The following is a 16,023-nucleotide window of genomic DNA, read 5'->3' on the forward strand; positions in this document are numbered from 1 at the left end:
CGCGAACTCGCAGATCAACAGAGAGAGCTTTTGACATATCTGCCGACCTCCATCGGCAGATAGTTTGAATCAGAACATCGCTGATTTGCAAAGACCCGAAGATTCATTCAGTCAGGGAACCGCTCTAGCCAGCAGTGAAGAAGCTGCCATGGCATGTACCGGCAGGATCAGGCTCAGCAGGACCAGAAAAGCATATCTGCGCACGTCAACAGTCCTTCGATCACCGGGAGACCCTGGCAGATTGATGGCAGGCAACTGTACTTTTTTGTGGCAGAGAACCGAGGAAGCCAGCCGAAATCCGAGTTCGACAGCATGGCCGACCCGGCATGGCTGCAGCCCCATTCGGGACCGCAGCCCGAAGGCGAACGATTAGAAGGTCAGGACCGTTCCAACCTTCGGCGTCTCCACCCGTGTTTTCAGCCCTTCCATGCCCTTCACGAAGGTCTCCGGCGTCTGGTCGATGATCGGGAAGGTGCCGTAATGGCAGGGAATGGCGTGCTTGAAATCGAAGAAGCGCTGGCAGGCAAGGGCTGCCACGGCGCCGCCCATGGTGAAGCGGTCGCCGATCGGCACGAGGCCGATATCCGGCTGGTGCAGCTCGTTGATCAGGCCCATATCGGTGAAGATGTCGGTATCGCCCATGTGCAGCAGCGAGGGTTCGTCTTCGAAATGCAGCATCAGGCCGTTGGCATTGCCGAGGCAATGCGACACGCCGTCCTCGGTGATCTGGGCGGAAGAGTGCAGCGCCTGGGTGAAGGTGGCGGTAAAGCTGCCGAGGTTCACCGTGCCGCCGGTATTGCCCATCTCGATCTTCTTGACGCCCTTGGCCCCGAGCCAGGCGGCGAGATCGGCATTGGCAAGGACCACGGCACCGGTCTCGTTGGCAAGCGCCACGGTGTCGCCCACATGGTCGCCATGGCCGTGGGTCAGGAGAATATGGGTAATCCCTTCGGCCACGGCCTTGCGATCCTGATCCGCAAAGGACGGATTGTAGCTCAGGAAGGGGTCGATCAGGATTTTTGCACCGGCAGTTTCAATCCGGAAGGCCGCGTGGCCAAGCCAGGTGATCTTCATGGAAAATCTCCTTGTTTCCTCGATAAATTGATGTGATGGCTCGGCCGGACCGAGCGGTGACAGTCTGCTCTGACATTGCGGCTCTACGCCGAACCGCTGGCTGCGGATCTCGGCGTGCCGCATGGGTTAGCACATCGGCAACGGGCCGATAAATGGAAGTTATCGTGAAGACGAAGACCGGCAAGGGGGAGCGGACATGGCATCGTTGACCATCGAGGAACTGGCGGCCACGCTGCAGCCCGGACAGGCCATTGCCGGCCTCGACCTCGGCACGAAGACGATCGGTCTGGCCATGTCCGATCTCGGTCGCCGCTTCGCCTCGCCGCGGCCGGTGCTGAAGCGTGTAAAATTTACCCAGGATGCCGAGGTGCTGCTGGAATTTGCCGCGCGGGAAAAGGTAGCCGCCTTCGTCATCGGCCTGCCTATGAACATGGACGGCTCCGCCGGCCCGCGCGTTCAGGCCACCCGCGCCTTCGTGCGCAGCATGGGCGAAAAGACCGATATTCCCTTCATCTTCTGGGACGAGCGGCTGTCGACGGTTGCCGCCGAGCGGGCGCTGCTGGAAATGGACGTGTCGCGGGCAAAGCGGAAGGAGCGCATCGATTCGGCCGCCGCGAGCTTCATCCTTCAGGGCGCGCTGGACAGGCTCTCTTCGCTGGCCGCCAGCCGCGGCACCGAGGCCTGACGCGCCCGCCACCAGGTGGCAATGGCGCGCCGCTTGCGAAACAGCACGATGGACAGGACGATCAGGCTGTCGAAGGCAATCGCGCGTGCGACCATCGGCGGCAGGTCCTGCGGCGGAATGCCGAGGATGTTGCCATAAATCTGGAACACCAGATCATGCGTCTTGCGCGTCAGCATGAAGAAGCCGAAGCTCATGTCGTAATAGGAAAGCCCGTACCACAGGCCGAGCAGCGCCACGGGACCCGCCCACAGAATCAGGAACCATTTCATGCGGGCACTCCTTGCGGCACGGGGCGATCGAGAGTCAGAAGCAGCCGGCGCATCAGCGCCATGCCGGACAGCACCAGCGCCGGCACGGCAATGTTGAGCGCCAGCGCCGAAAAGAAGACGAGTGCTCCGACGAGCAACGCAAAACTGTAAGGGCTATATCCCGACACCGGCGCCTCATGCGTGGTTAACGATCCGTTAACGCCACCTTAAGGGCCGGAGCCTGCCGCGCAACGAAAACCCCGCGGCATGGTTAACCGCGGGGCGAAAACGCCGCAAATCGTGGATTTCTACGCCGAACGCTCAGGTCGCCGCCGGATAGAGAAGGTCGACGATATAGGATGCGTCGAAGCGCGAATCGAGCATGCCATAGGTGGTGCGCCAGCCGCCGGCGAGGCGTGTCTCGAGGAAGGCATCGGCGATCTTGCCGGCCCCCAGACGGAACAGTTCGGCGGCACCGGCCGCCAGCGCCAGTTGCTCCACCAGCAGGCGCGAAGCGCCCTCGTCACGTTCCGCCAGCGCCATGGCCGCGCGCAGCACGTCGGTCGTCTTGCGCCCGCTCGGCCCCAGATCCCGCTCGATGCCGCCCAGCACCAGGTCGAACAGATCACGGCCGCGATCCATCACGCGCAGCACGTCGAGCGCCATCACATTGCCAGAGCCTTCCCAGATCGCATTGACCGGGGCTTCACGGTAATGGCGCGCCAGCGGCCGTTCCTCGACATAGCCATTGCCGCCCAGGCACTCCATCGCCTCGTAGATCAGCGAGGGCGCGATCTTGCAGACCCAGTACTTGATGACCGGCGTCATGACGCGGGCATAGGCCGCGTCGGTCGGGTTGCTGCCCGCCTTGTCGAAGGCTTCCGCCAGCCGGTAGGCGAGCGCGGTTGCGGCCGCGACATCGAGCGCCATGTCGGCCAATACCCGCGTCATCAGCGGCTGGTCGATGAGGTTCTTGCCGAACACGCTGCGGCCGCGGCAATGATGCACGGCCTCCGCCAGCGAGGCGCGCATGATGCCGGCAGAGGCCAGCGCGCAATCAAGCCTGGTCAGCGTCACCATGTCGAGAATGGTGCGGATGCCGCCGCCCGCATCGCCGAGCAGATAGCCGAAGGCATCGGTGAACTCGACCTCGGAGGACGCATTGGAACGGTTGCCGAGCTTGTCCTTCAGCCGCTGGAACTGCAGGCCGTTGGCGGTGCCGTCCTCCAGCAGGCGCGGCACGAGGAAGCAGCCGATCCCTTCATTGGTGCGCGCCAGCATCACGAAGGCGTCACTCATCGGCGCCGACATGAACCACTTGTGGCCGGAAAGGCGATAGACGCCCTCTCCCACCCGCTCGGCGGTGGAGCGGTTGGCGCGCACATCCGTGCCACCCTGCTTTTCCGTCATGCCCATGCCGATTGTGATCGCGCTTTTCTGCATCGCCGGACGGTTGGACGAATCGTATTTGCGCGACAGAACGCGCGGCGCCCATTCCTTGTGGACGCGCGGCGAGGCCATCATCGCCGCCACCGAGGCGCTGGTCATGGTCAGCGGGCACAGATGCCCGCATTCGAGCTGCGCCGTCAGATAGAAACGGGCGGCGCGCGCCCGGTGCTGGGCATTGCGCGATTCGGCGGCATTTTCCCAGATCGAGGAATTGAGGCCGGTCGACATGGAGCGGCGCATCAGCGCATGCCAAGCGGGATGGTATTCCACCAGGTCCTGCCGCTCGCCGCGCGGGCCGTGCGTCTTCAGCTTCGGCGGATTTTCATTCGCCATCCGCGCCAGTTCCTGCGCTTCAGGCGAGGTGACGTAACGGCCAAGCGCATCGAATTCCTCGCGCACGGCACGGTGCAGCCCGGCCGTCAGATCCACCATCAGCGGATCGGTGCGGTAGGCGTTGATACCGGACCAGAGGCCTGGCTGGTTCAGCTCGGTAAGGGTGTCTTCGGTCCGGGTCATCTGATTCATAGGCTGCTTCTAAACGAATTCTCGGGAAATTGCATGCGCAACGGATCGTCTGGTCATCTGCTCCGCTTGCCCCTCCCGCGCTCAGTCTCTATAGACCGCGGGAAACCAGCGGAGGACAAATTTCGTGGTCTTCTTTCCCCACCGCCATCTCCTCGGAATCAAGGGCCTGACCGAGCAGGACATCACCTTCCTTCTCGACAAGGCAGACGAGGCGGTCAAGATCAGCCGGCAAAGAGAAAAGAAAACCTCGACGCTGCGCGGACTGACCCAGATCAATCTCTTCTTCGAAGCCTCGACCCGAACGCAATCCTCTTTCGAACTCGCGGGCAAGCGTCTTGGCGCCGATGTGATGAACATGTCGGTCGGAAACTCTTCGGTCAAGAAGGGCGAAACGCTGATCGACACGGCCATGACGCTGAACGCCATGCGGCCGGACGTGCTCGTCGTGCGCCATTCCTCCGCCGGGGCCGCCGCCCTTCTCGCGCAGAAGGTCGGCTGCTCGGTCGTCAATGCCGGCGACGGCCAGCATGAGCATCCGACGCAGGCGCTGCTGGATGCGCTGACGATCCGCCGCGCCAAGGGCAAGCTGTCGCGCATCATCGTCGCGATCTGCGGCGACGTTCTGCATTCGCGCGTCGCACGCTCCAACATCCTGCTGCTCAACGCCATGGGGGCACGGGTGCGCGTCGTCGCCCCCTCCACGCTTCTGCCGTCGGGCATCGCCCAGATGGGCGTCGAGGTCTTCCACTCGATGGAAGAGGGGCTGAAGGATGCCGATGTGGTGATGATGCTGCGCCTGCAGCGCGAGCGCATGGCCGGCTCCTTTGTGCCCTCCGTGCGCGAATACTTCCACTTCTACGGCCTCGATGCCGAAAAGCTGAAGGCGGCCCGGGAGGATGCGCTCGTCATGCATCCGGGACCGATGAACCGCGGCGTGGAAATCGCTTCCGAAGTGGCCGACGGCCCGCAGAGCGTGATCGAAAGCCAGGTGGAGATGGGGGTCGCCGTGCGCATGGCGGTGATGGAAGCCCTGCTGGTCTCGCAGAACCAGGGACCGAGAAGCGAAGGAATGGGTGCATGATGAAGCCGCTTGTCCTGACCGACGTCCGCATCGTCGATCCCTCCCGCCGTCTTGATGAAACCGGCACGATCATCGTCGGCGCCGATGGCATGATCCTCGCCGCCGGTGCGGATGCCCGTAACCAGGGCATGCCCGAGGGGGCGGAGGTGAAGGATTGCCGTGGTCTCGTGGCGACCCCCGGCCTCGTCGATGCGCATGTCTTCATCGGAGAACCGGGCGCGGAACATCGCGAAACCATCGAATCGGCGAGCCGCGCCGCCGCCGCCGGCGGCGTCACCAGCATGATCATGATGCCGGACACCGATCCGGTGCTGGACGACATCGCCCTCATCGAATTCGTCAAGAAGACGGCGCGCGACAAGGCGCTCATCAACGTCCATCCGGCCGCCGCCCTGACGCGTGGCCTGAAGGGCGAGGAAATGACCGAGATCGGCATGCTGAAGGCAGCCGGCGCGGTGGCTTTCACGCAGGGGCGCCACGCGCTTGCCGACACACAGGTGCTGCGCCGCGCCATGACCTATGCGCGCGAATTCGGCGCCGTGGTGTCGCTGGAGGCGCGCGATCCCTATCTCGCCGTCAACGGCGTGATGAACGAAGGCCTGTTTGCCAGCTGGCTCGGCCTTTCCGGCGCACCGCGCGAGGCGGAACTGATCCCGCTCGAACGCGACCTGCGCATCGCCGCACTCACCGGCGCACGCTACCATGCCGCCAAGATTTCCGTACCGGAATCGGCGCAGGCGCTGCGCACGGCGCGCGCCCGCGGCGCAAAGGCAACCTCGGCCATCTCCATCAACCACCTGTCGCTCAACGAGAACGACATCGGCGAATACCGCACCTTCTTCAAGCTGTCGCCGCCACTCAGAACCGAGGACGACCGCCAGGCCATGGTCGATGCGCTGGCCGACGGCACGATCGACATCATCGTCTCCTCGCATGATCCGCAGGATGTCGATACCAAGCGCCTGCCCTTCGCCGATGCGGCCGATGGCGCGATCGGGCTGGAGACCATGCTGTCGGCTGCCCTTCGCCTTCACCATGCCGACCGGGTGCCGCTGATGCGCCTGATCGATGCCCTCTCCACCCGCCCCGCCGAGATCTTCGGTCTGGAGGCCGGTACGTTGAAGCCCGGAGCGCGGGCCGATATCGCGCTGATCGATCTCGATGAGCCGTGGCTCGTGTCGAAGGACATGATCGTGTCGCGCTCGAAGAACACGCCCTTTGACGAGGCCCGCTTCAGCGGCCGTGCCGTCGCCACCTATGTGGGCGGCCGTCTCGTTCACTCGCTCTGAGGAGATTTCCGCATGTCCGAACTCTTCACCTGGCAGATCACGCTTGCCACCGCCCTGTCGGCGCTGGCCTTCGGCTACCTGCTCGGCTCGATCCCCTTCGGCCTGCTGCTGACCAAGGCGGCCGGCCTCGGCGATATCCGCTCGATCGGCTCCGGCAATATCGGCGCAACGAACGTGCTGCGCACCGGCAACAAGAAGCTTGCCGCCGCCACGCTGCTGCTCGATGCCTTCAAGGCCACGGCCGGCGCCCTGCTGGCCGGCGCGCTGTGGGGCCCCGAAGCGGCGATCCTCGGCGGCTTTGCCGCCTTTATCGGCCACCTCTTTCCCGTCTGGCTCGGTTTCAAGGGGGGCAAGGGCGTTGCCACCTACATCGGCACCCTTCTCGGCGTCGCACCCGCCATGGTCCTCGTCTTCGCCTTCGTCTGGCTGACGGTCGCCAAGCTCAGCCGCTACTCGTCGCTCTCCGCTCTGGTTGCAACCCTTGTCGTTCCGGTTGCATTGTGGATAGTAGGCGAACAGAAGATTGCGCTCGTCATGGCCGTGATGACCGTGATCTCCTACTGGAAGCACAAGGCAAACATCGAGCGGCTGATCAACGGCACCGAAAGCAGGATCGGCCAGAAGGGCTAAGGGGCATGCCATCCGACAGCGCAAGGCGACCGGGAATTGCGCTGACGGACAAACAGAGGATCGCCTGGCTCAGGCTGATCCGCAGCGACAATGTCGGCCCGTCGACCTTTCGCGATCTCATCAACCATTTCGGCTCGGCGGAGGCGGCTCTGCAGGCCCTGCCGGAATTGTCACGCCGCGGCGGTGCCTCGCGCAGCATCCGCATTGCATCGGTGGACGATGCGGAACGGGAACTGGAACGCGCCCGCCGCTTCGGCGCCCGTCTCGTCGGCATCGGCGAGCCGGACTATCCGCCCGCACTGCGCCAGATCGACGGGGCGCCCCCGCTTCTGGCCATCAAGGGCGACGCCTCGGTGGCCGCCGCTCCTTCCGTCGGCATCGTCGGTTCGCGCAATGCCTCGATCAGCGGCGCCAAGTTCGCCGCCATGCTGGCCCGCGATTGCGGCCGTGCCGGCTATACCATCACCTCGGGCCTCGCGCGCGGCATCGATACGGCTGCTCACCGGGCGAGCCTGGAGACCGGCACCATCGCGGTGCTCGCAGGTGGCCTCGACCAGCCCTACCCGCCGGAAAACCTGCCGCTACTCGACGAGATCACTGGCGGGCGCGGCCTGTCCGTCAGCGAAATGCCCTTCGGCTGGGAGCCGCGAGCCCGCGATTTTCCCCGCCGCAACCGGCTGATTGCCGGCATCTCGCTCGGCGTCGTCGTGGTGGAGGCGGCAGAACGATCCGGCTCGCTGATCACGGCGCGTCTTGCCGGCGATTTCGGTCGCCTGGTGTTTGCCGTGCCGGGCTCGCCGCTCGATCCGCGCTGCCAGGGCACCAACGGCCTGCTGAAGCAGGGCGCCACCGTGACCACCAGCGCCAGCGACGTCATCGAGGCCCTTGCGCCGCTTTCCCAACTCGACCTTCTGGAGGACAGGGTGATCGACGAACCTGGCGGCGAGCGCTCGCCCGATCTCATGCTGCCGCCCGACGACAGCGATCGCCAGAGGATCGCTTCGGCGCTCGGTCCGACGCCGGTGGAGATCGACGACATCATCCGTCATACCGCTCTTCCCGCCGCGACGGTCTATCTCGTGCTGCTGGAACTCGATCTGGCCGGTCGCCTACACCGGCATGTCGGGGGACTTGTCTCCCTGTCCATGATCGATTGAGAGGCGTCGGCGACCGATCTGCAGGTCACCGGCCTCGACATAGGCCATCTCGATCAGATAGCAGAGCATGTCGGCCCCTTCCCGATCCGCCACCACGCGAAGCTCTCCGAGCATCTGGCGGATATAGGCAAAGGTCTCGAAGCTGTCACTGCGTCCTGTCCTGCCGCGATTCGACGTCATGGGTTCACTTTCTATCCGACAAACACTCACGTTATGCGTGCAATATATGCGACATGCTCGCAAATTTACACACACCATTGAAAATTGCAACCAACAATAAATCTTCTAGTGGTTGCATTCCCGCATCGAGAAAATATGGCGCCCCCCTTGACCGCAGGCGAAAGGCCCTCCATGTCGGGAGGTCAGTTTCCCGGCAAGGTCCCTGCGTTCATGACCGACCTTGCGCCGTTTCAGAGAACAGAGATGAATGTTGTAGTTGTAGAATCTCCTGCCAAGGCCAAGACGATCAACAAATATCTTGGCTCCGGCTACAAGGTTCTCGCTTCCTTTGGCCATGTACGCGACCTGCCGGCCAAGGACGGCTCGGTGCTTCCCGACCAGGATTTCGAAATGTCCTGGGAGGTCGATGGCGCGTCTGCCAAGCGGATGAAGGACATTGCCGATGCCGTGAAGGGCTCGGACGGCCTCTTTCTCGCGACCGACCCGGATCGCGAGGGCGAAGCGATCTCCTGGCATGTGCTGGATCTTCTCAAGAAGAAGCGGGTGATCGGCGACAAGCCCGTCAAGCGCGTCGTCTTCAACGCCATCACCAAGAAGGCGGTGCTGGATGCCATGGCCAATCCGCGCGACATCGATATCGCGCTGGTGGATGCCTATCTCGCCCGCCGCGCGCTGGATTATCTCGTCGGCTTCAACCTGTCGCCGGTGCTGTGGCGCAAGCTGCCGGGCGCCCGCTCCGCCGGTCGCGTCCAGTCGGTGGCCCTCAGGCTGGTTTGCGACCGTGAAAGCGAGATCGAACGTTTCGTTCCGGAAGAATACTGGAACATTTCCGCCCTCCTGAAGACGCCGCGTGGTGACCAGTTCGAGGCCAAGCTCGTTTCTGCCGACGGCAAGCGCTTGCCGCCGCGTGGCGTGAAGAACGGCGAGGATGCCGGCCGCCTCAAGGCGCTGCTGGAAGGCGCGGTCTATACGGTGGACTCCGTCGAGGCAAAGCCCGTCAAGCGCAATCCCGGCCCGCCCTTCACCACCTCGACCCTGCAGCAGGCCGCCTCCTCCAATCTCGGCTTCTCCGCGTCGCGCACCATGCAGGTGGCGCAGAAACTCTACGAAGGCGTCGATATCGGCGGCGAGACGGTCGGTCTCATCACCTATATGCGTACCGACGGCGTCCAGATGGCACCGGAAGCGATCGATGCGGCACGCCGCGCCATCGGCGACCAGTTCGGCGAACGCTACCTGCCGGAAAAGGCCCGCTTCTATTCCACCAAGGCCAAGAACGCCCAGGAAGCGCACGAAGCCATTCGCCCGACCGATTTCAACCGCTCGCCGGACAAGGTGCGCCGTTTCCTCGACAGCGACCAGCTGCGCCTCTACGAACTGATCTGGAAGCGTGGCATCGCCAGCCAGATGGCTTCCGCCGAGATGGAGCGCACGACCGTGGAGATTGCTGCGGCAAATGGCGCAGACCGCGCCGGTCTGCGCGCCGTCGGCTCCGTCATCCGCTTCGACGGCTTCCTGGCCGCCTATATGGATCACCGCGAGGATGGCGAAGGCGGCGAGGACGATGAGGACGGCCGCCTGCCGGAAATCAACGCCCGCGAAAAGCTGGACAAGAACAAGGTCAATTCCAGCCAGCATTTCACAGAGCCGCCGCCGCGCTATTCGGAAGCCTCGCTGATCAAGAAGATGGAAGAGCTTGGCATCGGCCGCCCTTCCACCTATGCGGCGACGCTGAAGACGCTGAGCGACCGCGAATACATCGTCGTCGAGAAGCGCAAGCTCATTCCCCATTCCAAGGGCCGCCTTGTCACGGCCTTCCTCGAGAACTTCTTCACGAAGTATGTGGAATATGACTTCACCGCCGACCTCGAGGAAAAGCTCGACCGGATTTCCGCCGGCGAACTGAACTGGAAGCAGGTTCTGCGCGATTTCTGGCAGGATTTCTTCGCCCAGATCGAGGACACCAAGGAACTACGCGTCACCAATGTGCTCGATGCGCTGAACGAGGCGCTCGCGCCGCTCGTCTTCCCGAAGCGGGAGGACGGTTCGGACCCGCGCATCTGCCAGGTCTGCGGCACCGGCAACCTTTCGCTGAAGCTCGGCAAGTACGGCGCCTTCGTCGGCTGTTCAAACTATCCGGACTGCAACTATACCCGCCAGCTCTCCTCCGACGGCGCAGAGGCGGAGGCCTCTGCCCTGAATGAACCGAAGGCGCTCGGCACCGATCCGATGACCGGCGAGGAACTGACGCTGCGCTCCGGCCGTTTCGGACCGTACATCCAGCGTGGCGACGGCAAGGAGGCCAAGCGCGCCTCCCTGCCGCGCGGCTGGAAGCCGGAGGACATCGACCACGAGAAGGCGATGGCGCTGATCAACCTGCCGCGCGATGTCGGCCAGCACCCGGAGACGGCCAAGATGATTTCCGCCGGCATCGGACGCTATGGCCCCTTCCTGCTGCATGACGGCACCTATGCCAATCTGGAAAGCGTCGAGGACGTCTTCTCGATCGGCCTCAACCGCGCCGTCACCGTTCTGGCGGAAAAGCAGAGCAAGGGCGGTGGACGGGCGCGCGCCGGCACGGCCGCGCTGAAGGAACTTGGCAACCATCCGGCAGGCGGCGCCATGACGGTGCGTGAAGGCCGCTACGGCCCCTATATCAACTGGGGCAAGGTCAATGCCACGCTGCCGAAGGGCAAGGACCCGCAGAGTGTGACGGTGGAGGAGGCGCTGGCGCTTCTGACCGAAAAGGCCGGCAAGACGCCCGCCGCCAAGGGCAAGGCCGCCAAGGCGCCCGCCAAGGCAAAGACGGCATCCGCCGACGAGGATGCGGCAAAGCCGGTGAAGAAGACCGCGAGCAGGGCGAAGGCTGCGGCCAAGCCCAAGGCCGCCGCGAAAACGAAGAAGACAGGAACGTGAGCAAGAATCCGCGCGAAGCCAAGCCCTCCCAACCCCTGAGCCGCAAGGCTGCCCTTCGCGCGGAGCTGGCCGCTTCCGGTGACCGGTCGATCATCGTGCAGGGCGTGGTTCCGCCGCGCGAGGTGCTGCTCGCATTCATCGCCGACAATCCGGATCGCGCCACCAAGCGCGAGATCGCCAAGGCCTTCGGCCTGAAGGGCGATACGCGCGTCGAACTCAAGGATCTGCTGCGCGACCTTGAAGACGAGGGTCTGCTGCAGAAAAGCCGCAAGGCGCTGACGCGGCCGGGCGCCCTGCCGCCGATGACGGTGCTCGACATCACCAGCCGCGACAAGGATGGCGAACTGATCGCCCGTCCCGCCGAGTGGCTGGAGGACCAGGGTGTCGCGCCGGCCGTGCTGATCCGTCAGTCCTCCGACAATCGCAGCAAGGCGAAAGCGCCTGCCGCCGGCCTTGGCGACCGGGTGCTTGCTAAGATTTTCCCCAACAAGGATCGCACCGGCCCGGCCTATACGGCGCGTGTCGTGAAAATCATCGACAAGCACCGCAATGCAGCACTCGGCGTCATCCGCCTGATGCCGGAGGGCGGCGCGCGCCTTCTGCCGATCGACCGGCGCGGCGAGGAGATGCAGATCGCTGCCGCCGATCTCGGCGAGGCGAAGGATGGCGACCTGATCGAGGCGGACGTGCTGCGCGGCAACCGTTTTGGACTGACGCGCGCCAAGGTTCTCTCCGTTGTCGGCTCGGTCGCCTCGGAAAAGGCGATCTCGATGATCGCCATCTATTCGCATGGCATTCCGCACATCTTCCCGAAACAGGTGATGGACGAGGCGGAAGACGCCAGGCCCGCCAGCATGGTGAAGCGCGAGGACTGGCGCGACCTGCCGCTCGTCACCATCGACCCGGCGGACGCCAAGGACCATGACGATGCGGTCTATGCCGAACCGGACCCCTCGCCCGACAATGAAGGCGGCGTGATCGTCACCGTCGCGATTGCGGATGTCTCCTATTATGTCCGCACCGGCTCGCAGCTCGACCGCGAGGCGCTGAAGCGCGGCAATTCCGTCTATTTCCCCGACCGCGTCGTGCCGATGCTGCCGGAGCGGATCTCCAACAACCTCTGCTCGCTGCGCGAGGGCGAGGACCGGCCGGCGCTTGCCGTGCGCATGGTCTTTTCGAAGGAGGGCCGCAAGGCGAGCCACACCTTCCACCGCATCATGATGAAGAGCGCGGCAAAACTCTCCTATCAGCAGGCACAGGCGGCGATCGACGGCAAGCCGGATGACAAGACAGGCCCGCTGCTCGACCCCATCCTGAAGCCGCTGTGGAACGCCTATGCGATCATGAAGCGCGGCCGCGACCGCCGCCAGCCGCTCGAACTCGACATGCCGGAGCGCAAGATCCTGCTGAAGCCGGACGGCACGGTCGATAAAGTTATCATCCCCGAACGCCTCGACGCCCACAAGCTGATCGAGGAAATGATGATCCAGGCCAATGTGTGCGCCGCCGAAACGCTGGAGAAGAAGCGCCAGCCGCTGATCTACCGCATCCACGACGCCCCCACCCTTGCCAAGCAGGAGGTGCTGCGCGAGTTCCTGGCGACGCTCGGCATCTCGATGGCCAAGGGCGGGCAGATGCGCTCCAACTCGTTCAACGGCATCCTTGCCAAGGCCGAAGACACGCCGCATCAGGTGATGGTCAACGAAATGGTGCTGCGCAGCCAGAGCCAGGCGGTCTACAGCCCGGAGAATATCGGCCATTTCGGCCTCAACCTGATGAAATACGCGCATTTCACCTCGCCGATCCGCCGTTATGCAGACCTTATCGTGCACCGCGCGCTCGTCGGCTCGCTGGGGCTTGGCGAAGGCGGGATCACGCCGGAGGAAGAAGGCCAGCTCGACGACATCGCCGCCGAAATCTCGACCTTCGAACGACGCGCCATGGCCGCCGAACGCGATACGATCAACCGGCTGATCGCCCATCATCTCGCCGAGCGCGTCGGACAGGAATTCGAGGGCCGCGTCTCCGGTGTTACCAAGGCGGGACTTTTTGTCACGCTGCCTACCTATGGCGCCGACGGTTTCGTGCCCATATCTACGCTCGGCAATGATTATTTCCACTACGACGAAAGCCGGCAGGCCCTGATCGGCGACAAGACCGGCCTCGGTTATCAGCTTGGTGACGCGGTGGATGTTAAGCTGGCGGAGGCGATCCCTCTTGCCGGCGCCCTGCGCTTCGAGATGCTGAGCGAGGGCCAGAAGATGGGCGCGGCGACCCGTTCCTTCCACAAGTCTGGACGGCGCGGCCGCACCGCCGCACGAAAACCCGGAACCCGTCCGCCACGGCGCGGCCGATAGGAGAACAGCGATGACAGTTTCGAGCGATCATGCCCACGGCCCGGCTCAGCCCATTCGCTACGGCAGCCCCGATCGCCCGGAACGTCCGCTTGGCCAGTCCATCCTGCGCGGCCTGAAATGCACCTGTCCCAATTGCGGCAAGGGGCGCCTCTTCGGCCGCTTCCTCAAGCCCGTCGATCGCTGTGCGGCCTGCGGCGAGGAAATGTTCCATCACCGGGCCGACGACCTGCCGCCCTATCTCGTCATCTTCGTCATCGGCCATGTCACGGTCGGCGGCTTCATGATGACGGACATGGTCTGGCAGCTGTCGATGTGGACGCATCTCGCCATCTGGACGCCGATCACCATCCTGACCGCGCTTGCCTCCATGCAGCCGATCAAGGGAGGCGTGATCGGTCTGCAATGGGCGCTGCGCATGCACGGCTTCGGCCAGGAGGACGAGAGCGTCGATCCCGGCCGTGGCGGTCACGGCGCATGACCGGATCGGCCGCATGACCAGCGGGGCCGGCGCGCCAGGCCCTGTCGGACCCTCTGCCGCTTCGACCGGGGCTGCGGCGAGACTGCGTCCGCACCCTTCCGCCTCGCTCATCCTCGTCGACCGCAGCAGCAGCATCTGTCGCATCCTTGTCGGCCGGCGTGGCAGCGGCCATGTCTTCATGCCCGATCTCTACGTGGTGCCTGGCGGCCGGCGCGACCCGCGCGACCACGCCCTGCCCTTCGCGCGCGATCTTCACCCTCAGGTGCTGGCGCGGCTGCAGCGGGATGGCAGGCGCCTGCTGTCGGCTGCGAGCGCCCGGGCACTGGCTCTGGCGGCCGCACGCGAACTGCTCGAGGAAACCGGGCTTGGCCTCAGCGCCGGGCCGGCACAGGCACCGGATCTCTCCTGCCTGCGTTATATCGCCCGCGCCGTTACTCCGCCCGGCGCGCCGAGACGCTTCGACAACCGGTTTTTCGCGGCCTTCATCGACGAGTGCAGCATCGATGACCGGCAGATGAAAGACAGCGACGAACTGACGGACCTGCGCTGGCTGGCAATCGATGCGCTCGAAACCGTGAAAATGCCGGAGATCCTGCTGGCCGTCCTGGGTGACTTAAAAAAATCACTTGAGTCGGATCGTTCTTTGCCGTTTGGAAGCGATGTATGTGTGTACACCAATCGTAACGGTGCGTTTCTGCGTAGGCGGTTGTAAAGAAAATGGATTCCTACACGAAGGATCGACAGATGTCCCAGGCGACGGGCGGCAACATGGGCCACCCCGAAGAGATCCATTGGCCGTCGCTGATTGCCGCCATCTCCGCCATCAGCGCGGTCGGCATCGCCATCGGCCTCGGTCTGCCTCTGCTCAGCATCATTCTCGAAAAGCGGGGCATTTCCTCCACCCTCATCGGGCTGAACTCGGCCATGGCCGGCGTCGCGGCGATGATCGCGGCACCGATCACCACCCGCCTCGCGCATGATTTCGGCGTGGCCCGCACCATGCTGTGGGCCGTGGTGATTTCCGCCGTCAGCGCGCTCGGCTTCTATTACGCCGATGCCTTCTGGATGTGGTTTCCGCTGCGGCTTGCCTTCCATGGCGCCACCACGACGCTGTTCATCCTCTCCGAATTCTGGATCAATGCCGCAGCGCCGCCGCGCCGCCGCGGCCTTGTGCTTGGCATCTACGCCACCGTGCTGGCGGTCGGTTTCGCGATCGGCCCGCTGATCTTTTCGGCGATCGGCAGCGAGGGTATCCTGCCTTTCATCATCGGCGCCTGCGCCATCCTGGTTGCCTTCGTGCCGATCTATATCGCGCGCGACGAAAGCCCGGTTCTGGAGGAAAAGCCGCAGAAGCACTTCCTGCGCTATGTCTATCTGGTGCCGACCGCGACCGCCGCCGTCTTCGTGTTCGGCGCCGTCGAGGCCGGCGGCCTGTCGCTGTTTCCGGTCTATGCCAACCGCTCCGGCCTGCCGGAGGCCAATGCCGCCCTGCTGCTGACGGTGATGGGCATCGGCAACATGGTGTTCCAGATCCCATTCGGCATGATTTCCGACCGGCTGAAGGACCGCCGGCCGATGCTGTTCCTGATGGCGATCGCCGGACTGATGGGCGCGCTTGCGCTTCCCTTCCTGATCCACCACTGGTGGCTGATGGCCGGCCTGCTGCTGGTCTGGGGCGGCTGCGTCTCCGGCCTCTACACGGTCGGCCTTGCCCATCTCGGCTCCCGACTCACCGGATCGGACCTGGCTGCCGCCAATGCCGCCTTCGTTTTCTGCTATGCGGTCGGCACCGTTGCCGGCCCGCAGGCCATCGGCGCCGCCATCGATATCAGCGGAAATGACGGCTTTGCCTGGGCTTTGGCGGGCTTCTTTGGCCTTTATGTGCTGATATCCATATGCCGGCTGCTTTTCGGCCGAGAACGGGCTTGACTTTTCGGACGCGATTTGTAGTTTC

15 protein-coding genes are annotated in these 16,023 nt (G+C 64.3%); 10 read left to right on the top strand and 5 right to left on the bottom strand.

Going from position 1 to position 16,023, the window contains the following annotated elements; genetic code table 11:
- Positions 1-369: 369 nt before the first annotated feature.
- Positions 370-1,074: a metal-dependent hydrolase gene (locus KLP42_RS00005; RefSeq protein ID WP_215563608.1), complete on the bottom strand. Its 705-nt coding sequence runs from the start codon at positions 1,072-1,074 to the stop codon at positions 370-372.
- A gap of 196 nt (positions 1,075-1,270) precedes the next feature.
- Here KLP42_RS00005 and ruvX point away from each other — a divergent pair, with 196 nt between their 5' ends.
- Positions 1,271-1,759 (top strand): Holliday junction resolvase RuvX, encoded by a 489-nt coding sequence (gene ruvX / locus KLP42_RS00010; RefSeq protein ID WP_215563610.1) that lies wholly within the window; start codon positions 1,271-1,273, stop codon positions 1,757-1,759.
- On the opposite strand, the gene KLP42_RS00015 is transcribed toward ruvX, so the two are convergent.
- The 3 genes from KLP42_RS00015 to KLP42_RS00025 all read right to left on the bottom strand — a co-directional run bounded on the left by KLP42_RS00015 (position 1,702) and on the right by KLP42_RS00025 (position 3,981).
- Entirely contained in the window at positions 1,702-2,028 is a 327-nt protein-coding gene (locus KLP42_RS00015; protein ID WP_215563612.1) for a DUF6105 family protein, read from the bottom strand. The genes ruvX and KLP42_RS00015 overlap by 58 nt on opposite strands.
- On the bottom strand, positions 2,025-2,195 hold the full coding sequence (locus KLP42_RS00020; protein ID WP_215563614.1) for a hypothetical protein: 171 nt from the start codon (positions 2,193-2,195) through the stop codon (positions 2,025-2,027). Before KLP42_RS00020 ends, KLP42_RS00015 begins: the two co-directional genes overlap by 4 nt.
- A 133-nt stretch (positions 2,196-2,328) precedes the next feature.
- The gene (locus tag KLP42_RS00025) at positions 2,329-3,981 is read right to left on the bottom strand and encodes an acyl-CoA dehydrogenase family protein (RefSeq protein WP_215563616.1); all 1,653 of its coding nucleotides are present in this window, start codon (positions 3,979-3,981) and stop codon (positions 2,329-2,331) included.
- A 124-nt stretch (positions 3,982-4,105) separates the two neighbouring features.
- Here KLP42_RS00025 and KLP42_RS00030 point away from each other — a divergent pair, with 124 nt between their 5' ends.
- Genes KLP42_RS00030 through dprA form a run of 4 tightly spaced genes read left to right on the top strand, consistent with a single transcriptional unit; the run spans position 4,106 to position 8,138 of the window.
- Positions 4,106-5,062 (top strand): aspartate carbamoyltransferase catalytic subunit, encoded by a 957-nt coding sequence (locus KLP42_RS00030; protein WP_215563618.1) that lies wholly within the window; start codon positions 4,106-4,108, stop codon positions 5,060-5,062.
- The gene (locus KLP42_RS00035) at positions 5,059-6,351 is read left to right on the top strand and encodes a dihydroorotase (protein ID WP_215563620.1); all 1,293 of its coding nucleotides are present in this window, start codon (positions 5,059-5,061) and stop codon (positions 6,349-6,351) included. The genes KLP42_RS00030 and KLP42_RS00035 overlap by 4 nt, the downstream gene beginning before the upstream one ends.
- 12 nt (positions 6,352-6,363) lie before the next feature.
- Positions 6,364-6,981, top strand: coding sequence for a glycerol-3-phosphate 1-O-acyltransferase PlsY (gene plsY, locus KLP42_RS00040; protein ID WP_215563622.1), 618 nt, complete (start codon positions 6,364-6,366; stop codon positions 6,979-6,981).
- A gap of 5 nt (positions 6,982-6,986) precedes the next feature.
- A complete protein-coding gene (dprA, locus tag KLP42_RS00045) occupies positions 6,987-8,138 on the top strand; it encodes a DNA-processing protein DprA (RefSeq protein ID WP_215563624.1) in 1,152 nt (383 codons plus the stop codon).
- Here the strand turns inward: dprA and KLP42_RS00050 are convergent.
- Positions 8,091-8,318, bottom strand: a complete 228-nt coding sequence (locus KLP42_RS00050; protein ID WP_215563625.1) for a hypothetical protein — start codon at positions 8,316-8,318, stop codon at positions 8,091-8,093. The genes dprA and KLP42_RS00050 overlap by 48 nt on opposite strands.
- A 243-nt stretch (positions 8,319-8,561) precedes the next feature.
- On the opposite strand from KLP42_RS00050, the gene topA reads away from it, so the two are divergent.
- The 5 genes from topA (at position 8,562) to KLP42_RS00075 (ending at position 15,998) form a co-directional block, all read left to right on the top strand.
- The gene (gene topA, locus KLP42_RS00055; RefSeq protein WP_215563627.1) at positions 8,562-11,234 is read left to right on the top strand and encodes a type I DNA topoisomerase; all 2,673 of its coding nucleotides are present in this window, start codon (positions 8,562-8,564) and stop codon (positions 11,232-11,234) included.
- Between the two features lie 35 nt (positions 11,235-11,269).
- The gene (rnr, locus tag KLP42_RS00060; RefSeq protein ID WP_252192716.1) at positions 11,270-13,591 is read left to right on the top strand and encodes a ribonuclease R; all 2,322 of its coding nucleotides are present in this window, start codon (positions 11,270-11,272) and stop codon (positions 13,589-13,591) included.
- Positions 13,592-13,601: 10 nt separating this feature from the next.
- Positions 13,602-14,069 carry a DUF983 domain-containing protein gene (locus tag KLP42_RS00065; protein WP_215563631.1) on the top strand — a complete coding sequence of 156 codons (468 nt, stop codon included), beginning with the start codon at positions 13,602-13,604 and terminating at the stop codon, positions 14,067-14,069.
- A gap of 178 nt (positions 14,070-14,247) precedes the next feature.
- Entirely contained in the window at positions 14,248-14,781 is a 534-nt protein-coding gene (locus tag KLP42_RS00070; protein ID WP_353844769.1) for an NUDIX domain-containing protein, read from the top strand.
- 32 nt (positions 14,782-14,813) lie between these two features.
- A complete protein-coding gene (locus tag KLP42_RS00075; RefSeq protein WP_215563635.1) occupies positions 14,814-15,998 on the top strand; it encodes an MFS transporter in 1,185 nt (394 codons plus the stop codon).
- The last annotated feature ends 25 nt before the right edge of the window (positions 15,999-16,023 follow it).

It is taken from the genome of Rhizobium sp. CSW-27 (genome assembly GCF_018760785.1).
Taxonomy (GTDB): Bacteria; Pseudomonadota; Alphaproteobacteria; order Rhizobiales; family Rhizobiaceae; genus Neorhizobium.

Coding starts and splice junctions, on each gene's coding strand:
- KLP42_RS00005 (WP_215563608.1), bottom strand. CDS start 1,074: ATGAAGATCACCTGGCTTGGCCACGCGGCCTTCCGGATTGAAACTGCC.
- ruvX (WP_215563610.1), top strand. CDS start 1,271: ATGGCATCGTTGACCATCGAGGAACTGGCGGCCACGCTGCAGCCCGGA.
- KLP42_RS00015 (WP_215563612.1), bottom strand. CDS start 2,028: ATGAAATGGTTCCTGATTCTGTGGGCGGGTCCCGTGGCGCTGCTCGGC.
- KLP42_RS00025 (WP_215563616.1), bottom strand. CDS start 3,981: ATGAATCAGATGACCCGGACCGAAGACACCCTTACCGAGCTGAACCAG.
- KLP42_RS00035 (WP_215563620.1), top strand. CDS start 5,059: ATGATGAAGCCGCTTGTCCTGACCGACGTCCGCATCGTCGATCCCTCC.
- plsY (WP_215563622.1), top strand. CDS start 6,364: ATGTCCGAACTCTTCACCTGGCAGATCACGCTTGCCACCGCCCTGTCG.
- dprA (WP_215563624.1), top strand. CDS start 6,987: ATGCCATCCGACAGCGCAAGGCGACCGGGAATTGCGCTGACGGACAAA.
- KLP42_RS00050 (WP_215563625.1), bottom strand. CDS start 8,318: ATGACGTCGAATCGCGGCAGGACAGGACGCAGTGACAGCTTCGAGACC.
- topA (WP_215563627.1), top strand. CDS start 8,562: ATGAATGTTGTAGTTGTAGAATCTCCTGCCAAGGCCAAGACGATCAAC.
- KLP42_RS00065 (WP_215563631.1), top strand. CDS start 13,602: ATGACAGTTTCGAGCGATCATGCCCACGGCCCGGCTCAGCCCATTCGC.
- KLP42_RS00070 (WP_353844769.1), top strand. CDS start 14,248: ATGCCCGATCTCTACGTGGTGCCTGGCGGCCGGCGCGACCCGCGCGAC.
- KLP42_RS00075 (WP_215563635.1), top strand. CDS start 14,814: ATGTCCCAGGCGACGGGCGGCAACATGGGCCACCCCGAAGAGATCCAT.